General features: G+C 47.7%; 9 protein-coding genes. 5 read left to right on the top strand and 4 right to left on the bottom strand.

Translation table 11 applies throughout. The features are described 5' to 3' along the window. Positions 1-4: 4 nt before the first annotated feature. Positions 5-439, top strand: a complete 435-nt coding sequence (locus AABK39_RS25450) for a carboxymuconolactone decarboxylase family protein (protein ID WP_338396021.1) — start codon at positions 5-7, stop codon at positions 437-439. An 84-nt stretch (positions 440-523) separates the two neighbouring features. Here AABK39_RS25450 and AABK39_RS25445 read toward each other — a convergent pair whose 3' ends face one another. From AABK39_RS25445 to AABK39_RS25430, 4 genes are all read right to left on the bottom strand, one after another. Beyond that, a complete protein-coding gene (locus tag AABK39_RS25445) occupies positions 524-2,806 on the bottom strand; it encodes a hypothetical protein (protein WP_338396020.1) in 2,283 nt (760 codons plus the stop codon). Between the two features lie 281 nt (positions 2,807-3,087). Further along, complete coding sequence (locus AABK39_RS25440; protein WP_338396019.1) at positions 3,088-6,150, bottom strand: hypothetical protein; 3,063 nt, start codon at positions 6,148-6,150, stop codon at positions 3,088-3,090. 198 nt (positions 6,151-6,348) lie between these two features. Continuing rightward, positions 6,349-10,191 carry a sensor histidine kinase gene (locus tag AABK39_RS25435; RefSeq protein ID WP_338396018.1) on the bottom strand — a complete coding sequence of 1,281 codons (3,843 nt, stop codon included), beginning with the start codon at positions 10,189-10,191 and terminating at the stop codon, positions 6,349-6,351. 144 nt (positions 10,192-10,335) lie between these two features. After that, the gene (locus AABK39_RS25430) at positions 10,336-12,117 is read right to left on the bottom strand and encodes a GNAT family N-acyltransferase (RefSeq protein ID WP_338396017.1); all 1,782 of its coding nucleotides are present in this window, start codon (positions 12,115-12,117) and stop codon (positions 10,336-10,338) included. Between the two features lie 498 nt (positions 12,118-12,615). Here AABK39_RS25430 and AABK39_RS25425 point away from each other — a divergent pair, with 498 nt between their 5' ends. From AABK39_RS25425 to AABK39_RS25410, 4 genes are all read left to right on the top strand, one after another. Beyond that, a complete protein-coding gene (locus AABK39_RS25425) occupies positions 12,616-14,478 on the top strand; it encodes an L-fucose isomerase (RefSeq protein ID WP_338396016.1) in 1,863 nt (620 codons plus the stop codon). Further along, positions 14,479-15,912 (top strand): L-fuculokinase, encoded by a 1,434-nt coding sequence (fucK, locus tag AABK39_RS25420; protein WP_338396015.1) that lies wholly within the window; start codon positions 14,479-14,481, stop codon positions 15,910-15,912. A 216-nt stretch (positions 15,913-16,128) separates the two neighbouring features. Further along, the gene (locus AABK39_RS25415; RefSeq protein WP_338396014.1) at positions 16,129-16,488 is read left to right on the top strand and encodes an L-rhamnose mutarotase; all 360 of its coding nucleotides are present in this window, start codon (positions 16,129-16,131) and stop codon (positions 16,486-16,488) included. 236 nt (positions 16,489-16,724) lie between these two features. Then, complete coding sequence (locus AABK39_RS25410; protein ID WP_338396013.1) at positions 16,725-17,723, top strand: GntR family transcriptional regulator; 999 nt, start codon at positions 16,725-16,727, stop codon at positions 17,721-17,723. Positions 17,724-17,841 lie beyond the last annotated feature (118 nt).

Raw genomic sequence — 17,841 nt, 5'->3', positions numbered from 1 at the left:
AAATATGGAAACGAGAATCCAGATTGAGAATGTGGAGCCTAAGGCCTATGAAGGAATGTTCGCTTTGGAGAATTACCTTAAAGAAAGCGGCCTTAGCGAGACGCATAAGGAATTGATAAAACTGCGGGCATCGCAGATAAATGGTTGCACTTTTTGTATAGATATGCATGCCAAACAGGCTTTGGAAAATGGAGAAGAGCAAAGGCGTTTGTTTTTATTGAGTTCATGGCGTGATATAGCCCTGTTTTCTGAGGAAGAAAAAATAATCTTACAAATGACCGAGGAAATCACTATGATTCACTCAAAAGGTTTAATTGACAAGACTTATCAGGGTGCTATAGAAGTATTTGGTTCTAAATACTTTTCGCATATAGTAATGGCGATCGCTACAATTAACGCATGGAACAGAATTGCGATTAGTACGCGAAAACCTATTTGATGTGAACGTGGGTTAAAATTGTACTTCCAGGCTCGGTTCGATAATAAAAAGAATCTGGGCCTGAATAAACGTTCAATGCCGGTTTCACCAAGAAGGGAGTGTAGCTTTTAGCTCGGCGTACCGTTGTTCCACTAATTCGATAACTTTATCGCATTGGTGAAAGAATACCGTGGCATCGATCTGAAACCTTGGATAGTTCTGTTTCTTTAAATTCTCTATAAGCTCGCGTTTCTCATAAAGGTTTACGGCCCCTCTTGTAAACCCGTCTTCAAACCAATGAAGTTGTTGGGCGTAAACTTTTATGGGATACTGGGCGCCCTCGGCATTTTGGAATTTGGCAAATAAGGAGGCGACGGGAAGGAACCCGGACTGCGGGCGCCATTTCAATATCATGTCTTCCAAAAGTTTTGAGCAATCGGTTTTGGTATCGGCCACTACCTTTTCCACTTTTTTGAAATCTTGCCAAGGTGATAAAATCAGAAGCCGAAGGTCGAAACTGCTGAGTACGTTGTCGCCGTCTTTAGACCTTTTGTTGAGGTCCCTGACATAGGCGTACATCCATGAAAAATCCAAAGTATGGTCCACTGCGCTGATGGCCAAGTGGAATGGTCTGTCATGGTCAATAAAGACATTCGAAGGATGGATGCCCCTCAGCACCCGGTCGCTGTTGCCTAATATGACATCATAGAATGCCAACTCACCCAATGCGCGGAAAAATTTCCCGCTTTTTCCTAAATCAAGTTCGCTGGCAAGCTCTCCTTGGACCAAAGCCAACGGCATTCCAACGGCTTCGCGGAAGATGATAACGTGCTCCATACCGGAAGCCAAGAAAGTCCGTAGGCTGAGCGATAAAGCTTTGTCACGGTGCGAATCAGCAAAGGAGAGCAATTGTTGGAATTCTGGACTGGCCCGGCTGATCAAGTGAGAGGCTTGGGATAAGACTCGGGGGCTTTTCATTTCCAAAAGGAATTTGGCTGCGAAGTCTTCCTTTTCCGCAACCGAGGAGAAAGATCCTTCTCTTAATACTTTCAGTATAAGTCCGTTTTTATCACCCCAACGGCTCATCGAGAGCCTGAAAACGCTGGCTTGCGTGCCGTCTCCTATCGCTTTGTAATCCCTTACCTTTTCCAGCAATCCGGATAACTTCTCGTTAATGGGTTTCGGTTCTGAAGTCTCTGGAGTGAGGCGTGGTTTTACTCTTGATATCAGTTCACTGCGCCAGTTGCGGTCGAATCTACCTCTTCCCATTCTGTTTGGGGTAGGTTGGGGGGGAGCCACAGTGGCGTTTTCAGGTTTTCGTTTACCTTGTTGCAAGGATAGTTCTTCCAGACTATCGACAACCAATCCGTCAAATTCGTCGACTAAGGCATATTCGTCGGGTGTTCGGACATGGTATTCCCATGAGGCCATTGGGGGAAGCTTCAGCTCGGTGCGCAACTGGTTTTCTATTTCGGGCCGATATCCTTTCCGTCCGATATTCGTTGCTTTCGAACCTTCCAAAACATTGGCTAGATGCAATATGGGCGGATAAAAACTCAGGAGCTTGTCGCCTCTGTGTCCCGCCGTACCCTGCTCACAGCCGGAGGGCACGTACATTCGGCCTTCCAACAAGCCGGGAACAAGAGGGCTTTTCGTAATTCTGGTTCGTTTTACGCCTTCTGTCCGAATTAGTAATGCCGGAAGCTGGACAAAAGGAAGGCCGTTGGGATCGTCGTACAGATAGATTGCGGGTTTTTCGTTGATATCCAGTTGGCCAGCCACTTCTGAAACCAGACTGTTTGTGGTATCCGATAAGATCAATCTAAGGACGTGTGCGTTGAGGTCAAACCTTCTTCGCTCTCCAATAGGGCCGCTCCAATCACATTTTAGAAATCGGCCGTCTAGCTGAGCCTTCCAAAGTTCGTTAAATCTCCTTGCGTTATAATCAGTACGTATCGCATTGGGGTACGGAGGAATCTTGAGGCGTTCCATTAGCTTCACTATTCCCACCCTTGTTTCGTTGACTTCTCTGAGCAAATCTTCCATTACAGAAAGGTGGCGGAAAAAAGACAAGCGCCGGGCCGGTATCAGGTGGTTTGCGTTCCAGCGGAATATGGCTTGGTCTATCATTTCCAAGGCATTCCAACGCTCCCGTATCGACCGGAACACTTCGCTGTCCTGTGCGTCTTTGTCTTTGAGTAACGGACCACTGCTGGCCACTAACCCGTGGTAGTGTTCTAGGGCCGAGGCTATATCAAGAATGTCTTGCGGATAGGCTATCGCTTTTTTTTCTTCGCTTTCATAATCAATCTCCCGGACCTTCAGTAAAAAATCGTGTTTTGATAGCGAAGGAGTGAACGGAGCGGGAGGCTCTTTGGCCGCGCCCATAGGGCTTGGTTGGTGGTCTGCCCTTGGAGGTTTGCTGTCCGTTTTCCGTCTTGAGAACACTACTTCGTCTGGATTTTCAGTGCTAAAAGGCCTGAAGTATAATTGACTCGATTATCGTTCCATTATTTGGGGCAGGAAGCGTTCAGCTTTTTTGTAATAGAGATTCCTTATGGATGATTCTGTGATTATTGGTTCGGTCAAGGGTAGTTTGTTGAATATTGTAAGACTATGAATTAGGGTTCAAATATTAAAAATGCGAGTAGTTGTTGTGGGGCTGAAGCTTATTCTGTTTTTGATAATTCTTCATCTTCATCTTTTTTGGGATTGAAGAACCAGCCTCCTTCTCCGTATGAGGAAAGTAGGCCAGCTCCTGTTTTCTTCGGAAGGGCCAATTCCACACGAAGCGGGTTTTCTAAGGTTTCGGCTAGTGTATGGTTTTCCGTTTCGCCCCAGGCTGTGGAGAATTTTCCGGATTCGGTTTGGCCAAGCATGCTTCTACGGGCCTGTTCAAGAGCCATAAGGTAGCGAAGGAAAGTAGGGGCGAGGACATATGTTGGAGCCTCGTCTTCCAAAAACGACCATTCAGAATCATATTCCGGTTCGTCTTGGTGTCGAGCGATGGATTCACCGCGTACAATCCTAATGTTTTCATCCCTGTCTTTGACCGGAATTCCGCCTTTGGCCATTACCGAAGCGCTTGGCCAATGCTTTTCATCGGGGAAGAAAAGATCTACCGGCCTGCTTGAGGTTGTGGAAGCTGTGGCGCCTTTTTCAGTCGTGCTTGCGGTTCTCGATGGTCCGGGAACAACTTGGAATTCCGTACTGTCACCCTCTGGAATTTTAAATGTGATTTTTTCAGGGAGATCTCCCGAATATATCTTTCCGAAGAGTCGTCTTCCTTCGCCAATAGCAAGTAATCTGGAATGGATAGCCTGAACTCTGCGAACATTTTTCTCGGAGAAAGTAGCCATATCCAATGAGGACGCGTGCTTTACCATTTTCGACATCAAGTCCTGCAATTCTCCCGGGGTGGCCAACCCGCCTATAGGGGGCAGAAAATCCTCTTCCATCTGTTTGCTAACCACATCCTCGAATTCTTCCTGAACGATATCGAGAATTTCAAAAAGAGGACGTTCTAATTCATCCTCCATTCCCTTCATAATACCCGAAGCCCTATGGGGATGGCTTTGGTGGAAGAAATAGATATAGCGCTCAATCTTCAGTAACAAGTGATAACGAGCTGCGAGATGCTCTTCGAGTAATTGTTTGAGATAATCAGGGTTATTGGTCTCTTCTCCGCCTGCCTTTGCTTCCTCAACGGCCTTAGGGTACGATGTTAAAACCTCTTGGTAATCCTCAAGCAATGAGGCCATATGAAATATATTCGAATTGTGTGCGAAGGAGTCAAGTTTGTGTGCCGAAACACGGGCCATAAAGCCTGCCTTTGAAAGCGCTGGCGGAGGTGGCGGTGTTTTGGGCTTAACTTCTTCGGCTCCGGCTTTTGGTGTAGAAGATTCTGACCTTAAATCTTCTTCTTCCAAAGGTTTAGGCGGTGGCGTATCACCAAAGCCTCTTTCTTCCGGACTGGGAGATCTTGTCATTAATGTCTTACGCTTTGCCGGAGGGGTCTCCACCAGAGTTTGTCTGTTCCAGCGAGAAACGGAATCTGATGGAGATGCGGTTGATGATACCGAATCGCTTGGAGTCATGGGAGTACTGGCTGGCCCTGGCAACATATCGAACATATCTCCCCCGCCTTCCATATAATCGGTCAGGGACATATGTGGGGAGGACGTCACCGTAAAGGCCGACTCGAATTCCGATAACAAGGCCAGATATTCTTCGCTTTCTTCACCTTCCGTCTGCTCGCCGAATACGGTGGACACAATCGTCTTGAAATCCACAGGATCAATGGGTGCGGTATGCACGGATGGTCTTCTGCCAGAAGAAAGTGAGTCGTCATACGCTTCTTCAGCCATTTCTACCGGTTCCTCATACGGGATTTCGGTACTGGTAGGGGAAAGGATTACGGTAAGGGGAGAGGGCACGTTGAAATACTTTCCGGTTTGGCGTTCGTGATATGACTGGCCTTCCTGGCTACCGTACATCCTGAAAAAGGAAGACTGGTGTGGCGGGGCGTTGTATTTTGTCGCTTCTTGGTATGTGGCGTAGGCTTTTTGCCCCTCTGTTGTTTCGGCCAATAGGCCCATTTGGCGGAAAAGTTCTGGGTATGACATCCCCCGAGTCTCCACGCCGGCTTCCATATAATAGTTTTCAAGCTGTTTTTTCTCCAAATCCAGCCTTCGGCGAATCCCTATGCACACATAATCTTTGCCATCGAGGCTTTGGGCCACTACGCCGCCGTGATAGTTTCCTTGTTCAAATCCGCCGACATCTTCGTCCTTGTCGCTTCGCATAAGCGTTACGATGGATTCGCCCACTTTTGGGTGGGCGTGTTTGTTTATGCCTAACCGTTTTTCTCGCTGTCTGAATTTCCTTCTGCTTTTCTTAACTTTTTTGGAATAAGCGGCATCATCCTTACGGCGTTCTTCCCTGTTTCGTTTTACGTACAGCTGGTCTTCCACCTCATAGCTATTGTCGGACATTCTGGAAGATCCCATTACCATTACCGTTCCCTGTACGCCTTCGAAATCGCCTTCTAAGCCCGGTTTCTTTTTGTCGGTGGTATCAACGGGCCGTCCCATCCCGAAGGGATGTCTGAATCTTATGGCAAAGGGCGTCTCATGTTCGCTAAGATCTTTAAATCCGAACATATACCTTGTGGGGTCGGAGCTGGAGCCCCGGAAGGGCATATTCGGGAATTTGAGTTGCCGTTTTTGCGTTTCGAAGGTACTGCCTTCGGTATCCGGCTCAAAGAAAACCTCGGCCAACGTATGGTTGCTTCCGATTTTAAGGAGGTTTCCCGTTTGTATTAGCCTGATTCTAGCCTTTTGTTTTTCCAGTACCCGTTGCGTCTGCATAATCACCTCAAACTTCGCGAAAAAAGCTTTGGGCCGGTTTTCGTCGGGTAGGTCCACTATGGCCAAGCTACAGTCGTCGGAGATCAGGTAGTTTGCGTGTTGGGAGCTCATGGCTGCCCGGAGATTTTCTATAATCAACAGGTTATCAGACGTTCCCGGTTTGGGGCTTTCGGGCTGATACATCCGCAGTTGGCTAGTCTGGGCGTAATGGTCTTTTCCCGTAAAGAAAATATGGCGTTTTATGCTGGGGAAATCCTTGGTTCTGAAAAATGCCTGTACGGGAGCCGCCCCGGCGCCTTGATTGGGCAGAGCGCTCGTTTGATTCCTGTTTTTTCGTTTTTGTGGTGTTCTCCTTGAAAACATTTGCGATGGGGCGCTCGTGTTTGGTTAGGCCAAAGGGGCAAATGATTTAACCGCCGGGAGAATAATAGGTTTGAACCCGTAGATTGGAACGGAAATAATTATGGTTCGATTATGCGCTAAAGGAAAAAGGCCTTCTTTTCCGGAGGTTTTCAACCTGAAAAAGAAGGCCTATTTTTTTTCGGTAAAACTCGGAGAGAATTAACCGAGTCCATTTTCATGTGAAGTGGCCGACAGATTCTTGTCAAGTTCACAGATTGCGAAGGCGACAAAGAACGTAGCGCCTTGTTTGATTTCGCTTTCGCACCACACTTGCCCGCCCATGGCTTCCACATATTTCTTGACGATGGAGAGCCCGAGGCCGGTAGACGATTCGCCGGCGGTCGGTTTGGCGCTGAGCCTTTTGTATTTCATGAAAAGCTGCTTCTTGTCATGATCGCTGATCCCTGGTCCTTGGTCGCGGATTTCAAGCACGCAACGGCCGTTTATAATACTGGTAGCCAAGAAGATTTTTGAACCATTGGCGGAGAACTTGATGGCGTTGGAGACCAAGTTTTCAACAACTTGTGTAAACAAATTGCGGTCTACGGATATGGAAGAACAACCGGCAGTATAATCCACGACTGTTTCGATGCCCTTTCTTTCCAAGGAGCCTTCAAATCCGATTAAAGTCTCGTTGACGGCGTCTTTGATATTGACAGATTCCCAATCTATATTAATTTTTTGAGATTCTATCGCTTTGATATCCAGGATGTTTTCAATCATGTCGTTCATCCTGCGAAGCGCTTTGTCGATTACCATCACGCATTCGGTTTGGTCTTCGTCCAAGCCGTCGTCTTTGAGGACTCCGCAAAGCGTCAGGGCGCTGGTAAGCGGATTGCGCAGGTCGTGCGCTACCATTCCTATCAGGTCGTTTTTCTCTTGGTTCAGATCTCTCAGGGCCACGTTTTGCTCTTCGATCTTCTCGTTTTGCTTTTCTATGGCCTTATAGGCTTCGGCGTTTTCAAGGGCCACTTGCGTACAGATAGACAAGTTTTTCAGAAGATCCACATGGTGGTCTTTGAAGGCGTTCGGTTGAAAGCTCTGTACCGAAATAATTCCCATTTTTCTGTTATTCAGATGCATGGGGACGAAGATTATCGAGTCGGTGATTTCGCCTTCGGTTACCGGTGTATTGTTGTCTTCTTCGTTTTGCTTGTGCTTGAAATCGTTTATTAGAATAGCCTTTTGCTCTTTGAAACATTTGGCGGCAAGGCTGTTTTCATCATCGAGCGAAATGCTGATAAAAGGAAGTTTTTCCCCTTTTTCTATCGCTCCGCGGATATCGATACTGTTCTTTTCGTGATTATAAAGACCGATCATCAGCACGTCGGCACTCAGGAGCAGGTTTACCTTTTCATAAACTGTATCGACGATTTTTCCGGCTTTGAGCTCCGACATAATGCCTCGCTCCAACGCATTCAACCGGCTGAGTGATTTGTAAGAGTCGGCCAGTTCGTCCGCTTTGTCACTTATCTCGGTTTTTTGCCTTTCGAGTTCCAGGTTTTTGGATAGGATTTCGAAATTCTTCATCCTAATCTGAAGCGTCCGGTTTTTCACCTCGTCTTTCAGTTGCTTTTGCCTTAGCCTAAGCTGTTGTGTTCTCCAGCGGAAAGCACCCAGTATGGCGAAGAAAAACAACGACATGAAAATGAGCTTGGAGATCGGGCGGGTCCACCAAGCCGCTTCGATTGTAAACGGATACTCGACAACTTCACTCCATATCCCGTCGTTGTTTTTGGCCCGTACTTTAAACAAGTAGCTACCTGCCAACAAATTGGCGTACACTGCGTGGGTATAGTGCGTTAACGGCGACCAGTCTCGGTCAAAACCTTCGAGCTTCCATTGATAACGGACTTTTTCGGGGACCTTATACGAGATGCCCTCAAAACCGATGGTGATATGGTTTTGGTCGTGGTCAAGGCAAAGCCCGCGGGGAACGCCTGTCCACCGGTCTTGCGAGTCGAACTCGAAATCGTTGGTTGGGCCTTTGTCCCAATCGACGAATTTGTAGAAAAGCTTGACTTTGGTGATATGTACGGCCGGTGGCGTCTTGTTGACTTTGCTATTGCCCGGTACAGCTTTTACGGCTCCCTTTATGGTCCCGAACCAAACGGCGCCGTCGTGATCTATATGATTTGCCGTCGCGTTGGTTTCCACGCCCACAACGCCCTCGTTTTCACCGTAGTTCTTTACGGATACCAACCCCGAACTGTCCACCCTAATCAAGTCAATGCCCTGTTGGTTACCTACCCAGAGGTTGTTGTCATTGTCTTTGATAATGGAATATAGCAATTCGCTGGAAAGACCGTCTTTTTCCTTGTAATGGATGAAATCTTTTCCGTCAAACCGTACCAGCCCGTTGCCGAAAGTCGCCATCCAGATATTGCCATGGGCGTCTTCGGTCGTTTGGATAACGTAGCTGTCGTGAAGGCAAGCCGGGTTATAATGTTCGAACTCATAGGAATTTCCCGTTTCCGCCACTGGATTCTGGTTGACTGTTAACCGGGAAACGCCCTCTCCCCAATAGCCTATCCAGAGATTTCCCTTACTGTCGCTTTTTATGGATTCTACATTATCATAAAGCAGATCACCGGATTCTTTGTTGAAGTAGCGTGTTTTGCCGTTCTCGTGCCGGATTAATCCCTTATTTATTGATGCGATCCAGAGTCCCTGGGAGTCAGATTCCATGAAAGAAACCTTGGTCTCTTTATCCAGTCCCAGCTCTTTATTTATCTTCCTTATATTCTTCCCGTCGGTACGCCAAATTCCGTGGATGGATTGAACCAAAATGTCCCCGTCAGGCAACTCGGCAAAGCTTCGGATAATGCCGATCTTCATCGGGTTGAACGGCAATGACATGACATGGACTTTCTCGTCTTTGAGGTAAGACAAGTTCCCATTTGCGTCACCGAACCAATACCGGTCATGACTGTCATGAAAGATGGACCGGACTAATGCCGAAGGAAGCCCATCCGCTTGGGTGACTGACTGGAAAGAAAAGTTGGTGAGCATAGACACGCCGTGCCCGTTGATCGACAACCAGATGTTGTTTTCATGGTCCAGCAGAATTCCCTGAATATCGTTGTCGGGGAGACCGTTTTTTTCGTTGTATATAGTCGAGGTGCCGGTTTTCCTGTCGTAAGCCATTACGCCGGCTTTGAACAACGTAAGCCAGATTATACCGTTTTTATCCTCGAGAATATTCGTAACCGCATGGTGTCCCAATCCGGGGATCTTGACCTCTTCTACTTTTCCGTCTAGAACGGTGTAAACTTTGAACCCATGTTCTTTTTTCGGCCTAATTAATAGCCATGTCTTGCCCCCATTGTCATATCCCAGTAGCCACATCGATGAAAACCGGCCAGCCAATGGAGACAGTTGGGAAATCATTTTCCCGTCTCTTTCGACATATGTGGTGTCTCCGACAAAAAAACTTAGGTTTTTGTCAACGTCCGCATATGCGTAGAAAAAGTCCCTGCCTTTGATTTCGGCTTGCGTATCGTGAAGTGGCGTGAACTTGTCTCCGTCTTTCCTGAAAAACTTGTATGCTTTGCTGGACATGTGCACACCCTGAAAGTACACGCGTTTTTGATTGTCTTCGAAAATATCGCCGAAGTGGACGTCCTCAAAGCCGGGAATATCTTCGTAAACAGTGAAATTTCGTCCGTCAAAAGCCGATATTTTTCCGCGGTGTCCAGTCCATAACGTTCCTTTCGAATCGAAAAAAGCGTCGAAAACAACATCCGAAGCTAGTCCGTCTTTTTTTGTGTAGGTTTTGAAATATTTGCCGTTGAAGCGGGTAAGTCCGCCTCCGTTCGTGCCAAACCACAGGCTACTGTCCATCCCGATGGTCATCGCTTCTACCTCGGATTGAGGGAGTCCGCTTTCAAGGGAATAGTTACGAACATGATGGCGCTGGGCATAGAGAATGTTTTGCCCTATGAGAAATAAGGAAAAGATAATTCCGAACCTGATATAAGTAAAAAAATGTTGACTTAGCATGGGAAACGCAGACTCTGTTCGATAATTTAATACGCAAATTCGGGATATGTTTTTCCTTTTGCAAGGATGCCAATGAAAATATGAAAAGGCCGGATTGTTGTTTTCCGGCCTTAACTTTTTGTAAAAGAGATCCGAATGGACGTTTTACCGTGTGTTTTCATCTTTTTTTTGGCTTAATTCATCCCTTAGCTTGTTAACGGTAGAAGATGGAATTTTGTCTACATTAAGAATGATTAATCCATCCAGGCAATTGTTGAATTTGGGGTCTATATTGAAACCGATTATTTTCGCGTTTTGATAGATATACTTTTTTAATAGAATCGGGACGCTAAAATGTGACGGATCAATGTTTTGGAGATAAAGATCTAATTTTTTCAGATCGTCTTGTGTGCAATTAAGAATTCTGGCGAGGGTCTCATCATTCACGTTAAACTTGTAGGCTTTCCGCGGACGGATATGCTTGGCGAGCTCCTCGTCGAAGTGATATTTCTGGATAAACGCCGCAATAAGGGATTTGGAGTATGCCGCGTACTGGTTACTGATACTTACGGGGCCTATCAGGTGCTCGCATTCGTCTTTGTGGCGTTCGATATATTGGAACAAACCTTTCCAGATAAGGAACAGCGGAAGGTTCTTCTTTTGGTATTTTTTCACCACAAAAGAGCGACCTAGTTCGAAGCATTTTCTTAAAACAGGATGAAACTCTTCACGGAGCTTAAAAAGTGTACTGAGGTAAAATCCGTCCACACCACGGGTTTCCATTATCTCGGCTCCGTGAGCTATCCGATATGATCCGGCAATTTCTTTTTCCTTACGGTTCCAAAGGAAAAGGTGCCTGTAATATCCGTCAAACTTGTCCGTGTCGCAACTGAGGTTTCCGCCTTCTCCAGCTTCCCTGAAGGTGATTTCCCTAAGCCGGCTTATCTCCCTGAGCACGTTCGGTATCCGCTCGCCGGGACTTACATACAAGTCGTAATCAGATTTGCTAAGGATTTTCAACTCGGCAAGTTTTTCAATTTCCGCTATCAGATCCTTGCGGGGAGTGGGTGGGATAATGCTTTCCGGCGGTTTGGCGTCCCTAAGCGGTTTGATCAGGATTTTCGGAGCAGGCGGTTCGGCGATTCCCGATCCTAGGGCGTAGGTACGCATTCTCAGATGTTCGCCGAGTTCTTTGGTATTGCCAAAGCCGGCGACATCTTCCGCTGAAATCGGGGTGCCTATTCTCATTTTGATCGTGGAACCGCGTTTTTTCATCATTTCCGAAGGCAAAGCCGCCGTCCGCAAGCTAGGGTGGAGCATTCCCAAAATATGGAAAAGCTTGCTGTTGCCACCCTGAAAATAGACGGGGACAACGGGAACTTTCGCTTTCTGGACAAGCCTGATAGCCGAGGCCTGCCATTCCCGATCCATAATTTGGCGCGGAGATCCAGTATATGTCGACACTTCTCCCGCGGGGAACAATCCAAGCGGTTGGCCTTCTCTCAGGTGTCCGATAGCCCTTTTTATGCCGGCCGTACTGCGACGAACGTGTTGCAAGTCTTCGAAAGGGTTTACGGGAATGAAAAAATCGCTGATCGGACCGACTTTCTGTAGCAGAAAATTGGCCATAGCTTTAAAATCGGGCCTTACGCTGTGTATGGTCCTAATTAGCGCCATACCGTCTATGGCTCCGAACGGGTGGTTTGATACCGTGATAAAAGAACCCGTTTTGGGAATTCGCTCAAGCTCGTGGGGGTCAACGCTGATCTCTATGTCAAGATTTCCAAAAAGTTGATCGAGGAAATCCACGCCGGAAAAATCGCAAATGTTGTCATAAAGGTGGTTTACGGCGTTAAGGCCTGTAACCTTCATCAAAGGTTTGGCCAGGGACTCGAACTTAAGATTTGTAGCGCTAATAAAATCGGATTGGCTTATCAGTTCTCTCATATGGCTAGATGAAGCTTATTTACTTAAATATTAATAAAAAAAATGAATAGACGTACTGATGTGTACCTTTCAAGTAAAGTTGAGCACAAAATTAGACTGTAATATTCACTTTAATTTTAAAGTGGTTTTATGAAAAAATGAATAAAGGACTTCCTGTGTAAATGGAATGTGAGGCGAATATGCCTTCGGGGTTTGTCGTGTTGAACCTAGGAACCATTTGTACCGAAAAATACTGATCCAAGATGAATACGGCGTGTCTTACATGTTTACTGATGTTTAAGTTCCGACAGTGTTTAGCTTCTGTTTTTTTGTAGGTTTTACGCGGTTGTAAACCGGCCCAGAAGCCCCGAAAACGCTCTTTTTATATATTTTGGGCGGATTTTGTCGCTACGGCTTGTGTTGTGATGCTAAATCATTTTAATTAGTAGCACAGTGTAGTATAGTGTAGAATACTTTTTCAGGTCTTCGGTCCTGAACTTTTAATTTTTTCCACAAGTCATGAACAGATACAAAGGCAGTTTACCCAAAATCGGAATTAGACCTACCATCGACGGACGCCGCTTGGGCGTTAGGGAATCGTTGGAGGAGCAAACCATGAATATGGCGCAAGCCGTAAAAGCTCTTTTCGAATCGGAAATCAGACACGCCGACGGAAGTCCGGTAGAAGTGGTGATCGCCGACTCAACCATCGGTGGTGTTGCCGAATCGGCCGCTTGCGCCTATAAGTTCGAGAGGGAAAACGTTGGTGTTTCGTTGACCGTCACGCCTTGCTGGTGCTATGGCAGCGAAACTATAGATATGACGCCGGGTGTGCCCAAAGCCATTTGGGGATTCAACGGCACGGAGCGTCCGGGCGCGGTATACTTGGCCGCTGCTTTGGCTGGACACACGCAGAAAGGCATCCCTGCCTTCGGTATTTACGGACGCGACGTTCAGGATTCTGACGACCGCAGCGTACCGGAAGACGTTCAGGAGAAATTGCTCCGCTTCGCCAAGGCCGGTTTGGCCGTAGCCACTATGAGAGGCAAGTCTTATCTTTCTTTGGGTTACGTTTCCATGGGTATCGCCGGTTCCGAAGTCGATTCGGCTTTCTTCCAGAACTACTTGGGAATGCGTACCGAATTCGTGGACATGAGCGAAGTGAAAAGGCGCTTGGAGCTCGACATCTACGATAAGGAAGAATTCGAAAAAGCTTTGGCCTGGACCAAAGAGAATTGCAAAGAGGGCGAAGACCCGAATCCGGAATTGGAATTGGTGGGCGCCGACGAGGAAGCTTGCGTTGTGACTGGCGCAAACGGACTGGCCACCGCCCGCAGATCTGAAGCCGGCTCTACCACGCACAGAAGAAACGATGAGGAGAAAGAGGAAATCTGGAAAACTTGCGTGAAGATGGCCCTCATCGGCAAAGACCTGATGATTGGTAATCCTAAGCTTGAGGAACTCGGATACGGGGAAGAGGCTTTGGGACGCAACGCTTTGGCCGGTGGTTTCCAAGGCCAGCGCCAGTGGACCGACTTTATGCCGAACGGCGACTATATGGAAGCTATCCTCGCTTCGTCTTTCGACTGGAACGGGCCTAGACAGCCTTTCAACTTCGCCACTGAGAACGACTCTTTGAACGCCGTGGTAATGATGTTCGGTAACTTGCTTACCGGCACAGCCCAAATGTTCTCTGACGTTAGGACTTACTGGAGCCCTGAAGCGGTGAAAGAAGCTACGGGCAAAGAGCTTGAAGGTTCGGCCAAAAACGGAATCATCCACTTGATCAATTCCGGTCCTTCGGCTTTGGATTTTACCGGAAGACAGCGCGTTAATGGCGAGCCGGCCGTAAAACCTTTCTGGGAACTCGACGAAAAAGAAGTTCAGGACTGCCTTGACAATACCACTTGGCGCGCAGGCGTTGAGGAATATTTCCGCGGCAGCGGCTACTCTACGGAGTTCTATACCGAAGGCGGAATGCCGATCACTATGAGCCGCGTGAACTTGGTGAAAGGTCTCGGGCCTGTCTTGCAAATCGCTGAGGGACACACCGTAGAACTTGACGACGACATGAACAGAACCCTCGCCGACCGTACCAACCCTACTTGGCCTACCACTTGGTTTGTGCCTAGAGTTACCGGCAAAGGTGCTTTCACCGACGTTTATTCCGTAATGGCCAACTGGGGCGCCAACCACGGAGCCATCTCTTACGGACACATCGGAGCCGATTTGATCACTTTGGCCTCTATGCTCCGCATTCCGGTGTGCATGCACAACGTACCCGACGAGAAAGTTTTCCGCCCAAGTGCGTGGAACGCTTTCGGTATGGACAAGGAAGGCGCCGACTACCGCGCTTGCGAGAATTTCGGACCGCTTTACTAAATGGAAGAGATAGTAATAGTGTTGGACTGCGGCGCCACAAACGTGCGCGCCGTAGCCGTAAACAGGAATGGGAAGCTTTTGGCTTCCCATTCCGTTCCTAATCAGACCCGTCCCGACCCGAACTTGGACGGCGGCGTGATTTGGGACATAGACGAAATCTGGGGGAAGTTCTCCCTTTGTGCCAAAGAAGTTTCCGCGCAAATAGACACCAATAATGTCGTGGGCGTAACGGTGACCACCTTTGGCGTGGACGGCGCGCCCGTAAAGAAAGACGGTACTTTGCTTTATCCCGTTATCTCTTGGCAATGCGAAAGGACCGTGGCCATGATGGAAAGCGACGCTCCCGTTCCCAACAACACTCTTTATCGCCGTAGCGGTACGCATCCTTTTTATTATAACACCGCGTACAAACTCGCTTGGTACAAAAAGAACCGTCCAGATATTTTGGAAGAAATGGATTACTACGTATTCATTCCTTCTTTGATCCTTCACAGGCTTTCCGGCCAATGGGTTACCGACGTTACGATGGCGGGCACATCCATGCTAACGGACATCGATTCCAGAACTCTTTCTGAGAATACGCTCGAAGCTTTTGGCCTTAAAAAAGAAAAGTTTCCTCCCGTGGCGGAACCCGGCGCTTTGGCCGGAAGACTAACCAAAGAGGCCGCCGAACAAACGGGCCTTCCCGAAAACATAGCGGTCACCGTGGCCGGTCACGATACGCAGTTCGCGCTTTTCGGAGCGGGGGCGGGTGAAAACGAAGCCGTTTTGAGCTCCGGCACTTGGGAGATCCTGATGGTGCGCGCTTCGGGCTATGCCACCGGCGACGCTCTTTTGGCCCAAGGCGTTACCACGGAGTTTGATTCCCGGCCCGGCCTTTACAATATCGGTTGCCAATGGCCCGCTTCCGGAGTGTTGGAGTGGCTGAAGAAAACAATTTTCGCCGATTTGGAAAACGATCCGGACGCGTACGAGAAAATGATCTCCGGCGCCGAAAAAGTTCCTTCCGGATCCAACGGAGTCACTTTCGATCCCTCGTTTATTTCCGGCGAAGGCGAAGGCAATTACGGCTCCATAAAAGGACTGACTTTCCGCACCAGCAGGCACGAGATCTATCGCGCCGCGCTTGAGTCTTTGGCCGCCAAGACAAAGAAGTCGATGGACGTACTCCAAAACGCCGGCGGATTCAAAGCCGAGGCTTTGGTATGCGTGGGCGGAGGCTCCAAAAACAGGCTCTGGAACCAGCTTCGCGCCGACGCCTTGGGCATTCCCGTTAAACTTATCGACAAAAAAGAAACTACAGTTTTGGGCGCGGCCATGTTCGCCTTTGCCGGCGCCGGCGTTTGCGCCAGTCCGGAAGAGGCTCTTGCCAACGTCAGTTTCGCTACGGAAGTTTACACACCTTCGGAAGAGTCCGTCCGAGAAGATTCGTAATACATCGCGAAAGCCGGACTAGCCTTGTCCGCTTACGCGATATTTTTAGACCGTAAAGAAGTAATCAGTAACAGATCCCTGACAAGTACATCCAAAACAGTTTATGCTTTGAGAAAGAAGACTCGATGTTCCAACCGGTCGAATTATAGTCTTTAACGTTGTTATAGATCAGTCTCTTTACGCTTTACGCTTTACTTTTTACTATCATTAATGAAGATGGAAAACATAACCGCAACAGATATAAAGACATACTATCAGGTTCTGGATTTGAAAGACGATCCGGCGCTGATAGCCGAATACGAAAAGTATCATGAGAAACTTTGGCCGGAAATAACCGAAGGCATCAAAAGCGTGGGCATACTGGATATGCGGATTTACCGCACGGGCAACCGCATGATGATGGTGATGGAAGTGCCGGCAGGCTTCGACTTCGATACGCAAATGGCCAAGCTCGGTACGCTGCCGAGGCAAGAGGAGTGGGAAGAATTGATGTGGAAATACCAGCAGCCGCTACCGTTCGCCGCAAAAGGTCAGAAGTGGATGCCGATGGAAAAGATCTTCGAGTTGGAGAAATAATCCTTACACAGTTTCATTTTATACAGATACGGGGTATTTTCGACCCCGTATTTTTGTTTGGCGCCAGTTGCGTCTCAATGGTTTTCCGGACAGGTACGGGCGGTAAAAGTAAAACAAGCGTAAAAACAATAGGAACAATCTTAATAGATTGATTGCGTACCAATCGGTAACAGATAAAACCGGGCGGGCTATTTACGCTTTACTCTTTACTAAGTACTAATATAAGGTGTGTGATAATGGGAGAGTTTCGGTTTAGTGTGGACAGGTCTTCCGGCCTGACAAAGTTTCAACAGTTGGTCAACGCCGTAAGCGACGCCGTGGCGGGCGGAACGCTGAAGGCCGGCGACGCTCTGCCCTCCGTCAATAAAGTGAGCGAGGAATCCGGAATCGCTCGGGCCACCGTCTTCAAAGCTTATAAAGAGCTGAAGAAAAGGGAAGTTATCCAGTCCACGCCCGCCAAGGGCTACTACGTGGCCGACGTGACGGCCAACCGCGTTTTTCTTTTCTTCGACACCTACAGCGACTTCAAACAGAGGCTTTACGAAGCCTTCCGCTCCAAATTGCCCGAAAACTATTCCCTCGGCCTTTATTTCCACCATTATAATATAGAGGTGTTCGAGTCTTTGCTTCTCAACAGCATCGGAAAATACAATACCTATTTGGTAATGTCTTTCGACAATCCCAAAATCCCCGAAGTCCTTTCCAAAATCAATCCCGACAATTTGATTATGCTCGATTGGGATATCAACGTCGAAGACAAAGGCTATCCGGCCGTGGTCCAAAACTTTGATTTTCAAGTGGAAAAGGCTTTGGAAATCGGTCTGGACAGAATACGCAAATACGATAGCTTCCATCTGGTTTATCATGACAAGAGCCACCCCGCCGCCACAAGGTCTTCTTTCCTTAAGTTTTGCGAGGAGTTCGGTATAAAAGGAAGTATTATAGAGAAAAACGAGCGCATAGCGGTCAAAAAAGGCCAAGCCTATTTTACTTTGCGCGAGCCCGAGCTTATCGAAATCCTTAGGCAATGCCGTGAAAAAGGCTATGAACTGGGCAAAGATGTAGGCCTGGTAACTTACAACGACCAACCCCAATTGGAATTTGTGGACAAAGGCATTACCGTTATCAGTACGGATTTTTTCAGAATGGGAATAGAAGCCGCCGGCCAAGTCCTCAAAAGGCAGAAAATCAGAAAACTTGTTCCCACTACCATGATTCTTCGCAACTCCTTATAAGGAGTAAAAAGTAAAGCGTACAGAGTAAAGAGTATCAAAACTCAAAGTATGTAGGGGCTAGGCTTACTTTGTCCGCACATCGTTAAGACTATTCAAAAAATGCCCGGACGATTTTGTC

The organism is Fulvitalea axinellae, assembly GCF_036492835.1.
Lineage (GTDB): Bacteria > Bacteroidota > Bacteroidia > Cytophagales > Cyclobacteriaceae > Fulvitalea > Fulvitalea axinellae.
This window is presented reverse-complemented; position numbering and strand designations above follow the sequence as displayed.